Genomic DNA, 2,965 nt, shown 5'->3' with positions numbered 1-2,965 from the left:
GACCCCGCTGGCTACTCCCAGACATTCACCTGGTCCGAGCTCTACGGCCGCGTGCAGGCCTTGGCCGCTGAGGTGGCGTCCTGTGGAGCGCCGGGGGACCGTGCGGCCATCCTCGCGCCACAGGGCCTGGACTATGTCGTTGCCTTCTACGCCGCCTTGGAGGCCGGGTTCGTCGCAGTGCCGCTTCCGGTACCGCAGTTCGGCGCCCACGATGAGCGGGCCTCCGCGGCCTTGCAGGACTGCGCTCCCACGGTGCTGTTGACGACGACCGCTGTCGTCGACGACGTGGTCGGGTGCGCGCGTTCGCTGCCCGGCAAGGCACCCGCGCTGATCGAGGTCGACAGCCTCGACCTCGATGCGGAGCCTAACTTTCAGGCCCCGCCCGCGCCCCGGACCAAGAACGCGGTGCTGCAGTACACCTCCGGCTCGACCCGCTCGCCGGCGGCCGTGGTCGTCACCCACAAGAACATCCTGGCCAACGTCCAGCAGGTGCGTGACGACTACTTCGAGGCGGAGGGCGCGATCCCGCCGTCGGACACCACGCTGGTGTCGTGGCTGCCCGTCTACCACGACATGGGTCTGCTGCTGGGCATCACCGGCGCGCTCACCATGGGTCTGCACTCGGTGCTGATGAGCCCGATGGCGTTTCTGCAGCGCCCGGCCCGGTGGATTCAGCAGTTGGCCGGGAACACCCGCGTCTTCACCGCGGTGCCGAACTTCGCCTTCGAGCTGGCCGCACGTCGGACCACCGACGAGGACATGGCCGGGCTCGACCTGTCCGGCGTACACACCATCCTGTCCGGCAGCGAACGCGTCCACGCTGCGACGATCCGTCGTTTCGTCGACCGGTTCGCGCCGTACGGCTTCCCGGCCAGCTCGCTGAAGCCGTCGTACGGTCTGGCCGAGGCGATGGTGTACGTGAACTCCTCCGGCCCGGGGCGCCCCCCGACGGTCGCGACGTTCGACTACGAGAAGTTGTCCGCCGGCCACGCCGAGGCGTGCGACAACGCGACCGGAGTCGAGCTGGTCAGCGTCGGTGTCCCGCGTGCGTCGACGATCCGCATCGTCGACCCGGAAACCCGCGTCGAGAACCCGGCCGGCATGGTCGGCGAGATCTGGCTGCATGGCGATAACGTCGCCGCCGGCTACTGGCGCAAGCCGCAACAGACGCAGAAGACCTTCGGAGGTCAGCTCGTCGACCCATCGAGCGGCACGCCGCTGGGCCCGTGGCTTCGCACCGGCGACCTGGGCACCATCTACGACGGCGAGCTGTTCATCATCGGCCGCATCAAAGACCTGCTGATCGTCGACGGACGTAACCACTACCCCGACGACATCGAGGCGACCACTCAGGAGATCAGCGGCGGCCGTGTCGCGGCGATTTCCATCGAGGATGGTCGCACCGAGCGGCTGATCGTGATCGCGGAAATGAAGGACCGGGGCAACTCCGAGGAGATGCGGGAACGCCTTCGTACCGTGAGAGCGCAAGTGACGTCTGCGATTTCGAAGTCGCATGGTCTACGGGTGGCCGACCTCGTGTTGGTGCCGGCCGGCTCGATTCCGATCACCACCAGCGGGAAGATCCGCCGTTCATCGTGTGTTGAGGTCTACCAGCAGGACGACTTCAGCCGTTTGGATTCCACCGCGTGAGGTCTGTCGGCAATGCCGACAGACGCACCTAGTGGGGTTCAGGCGGCTTTACACCGCAGCGGGAGTAAAGCCAGTGTCATCAAGCGAATTTTCGATACCCGCTGTGCAGGGGGGGTACCTTCGGCAACAGCCGAGTGGCGGTAACATCAGTCACTTCGGCTGGGATGAACGTTGTGGGCGCGACGAAGCGAACCGACTGGATACGCCCGGATGACATCGGTGGGCGAGGCCGCGTATCTCGCACACGATGTGCCATTTAAAAAACTTTCCGACGGACCGGGGGGAGCGCGATGACTGCTGCACCGTCGGACCGTCGGGCCATCATCACCGAGGCGTTGCGCAAGATCGACGACCTGACCGCGCGTCTGGAGATCGCCGAAAAGGGCGACACCGAGCCGATCGCCGTGGTGGGAATGGGTTGCCGGCTACCGGGCGGTGCGGACACTCCCGACCAGTTCTGGCGGCTGCTGCAGGACGGCGGCAGTGGCATCGTCGGCGTCCCGTCGGGACGCTGGGACGCCGACGCCTTCTACTCCGACGACCACTCGGTGCCGGGCACGATCGTCAGCAAAGAGGGCGGTTTTCTCACTTCCTGGCGACCCGATGAGTTCGACGCCGAGTTCTTCGGCATCTCGCCGCGTGAGGCCGCAGCGATGGACCCGCAGCAGCGGCTGTTGCTCGAAGTCACTTGGGAGGCACTGGAAAACGCGGGCATCACCGCGCCGATGATCCGCGGCACCCAGACTTCGGTGTTCGTCGGGATGACCACCTACGACTACACCCTGACCCTGGCCGGCCGGCTGCCGCCGGAAGAGGTCGACCCGCACGTCCCGTTCGGGAACGCCGCGAACTTTGCTGCAGGACGTCTGTCCTATTTTCTAGGTGCGCACGGCCCGGCGGTCGTGCTCGACACTGCCTGCTCGTCGTCGCTGGTCACAGTCCATTTGGCCTGCCAGAGCCTGCGCCGGCGGGAAAGTGATCAGGCGCTGGTGGCCGGGGTCAACCTGATGCTGAGCCCGGAAAACAGCGTTGCTACTTCGCGCTGGGGCATGTTGGCTCCCGATGGCCGATGCAAGACTTTCGACGCCAGCGCCGACGGCTACGTCCGTAGCGAGGGCTGCGGAGTGGTGGTGCTCAAGCGGCTCAGTGATGCAGTGCGCGACGGGGATTCGGTATTGGCGGTGGTGCGCGGTTCGGCGGTCAATCAGGACGGACCCAGCAGCGGGCAGACCGTGCCCAGTGGCCCCGCTCAACAGGCCGTGGTCCGATCGGCATTGGCGGCGGCGCGACTGGAACCGTCGGACATCGATTACAT

Annotated in this window: 2 protein-coding genes; both read left to right on the top strand. The window is 66.4% G+C overall.

Annotated features, from left to right (window positions below; all coding sequences use genetic code 11):
* Positions 1 to 1,650: AMP-binding protein (locus VN856_RS19705; RefSeq protein ID WP_325692053.1), on the top strand; the 1,650-nt coding region annotated here is incomplete at its 5' end.
* 290 nt (positions 1,651 to 1,940) lie between these two features.
* On the top strand, positions 1,941 to 2,965 hold a 1,025-nt coding region (locus tag VN856_RS19700), incomplete at its 3' end, for a polyketide synthase (protein ID WP_325692051.1).

Source organism: Mycobacterium sp. (genome assembly GCF_035603715.1).
In the GTDB taxonomy this organism is placed as follows: Bacteria; Actinomycetota; Actinomycetes; order Mycobacteriales; family Mycobacteriaceae; genus Mycobacterium.
The sequence above is the reverse complement of the archived record's forward strand: the minus strand, read 5'-3'. Positions and strand labels throughout refer to the sequence as shown.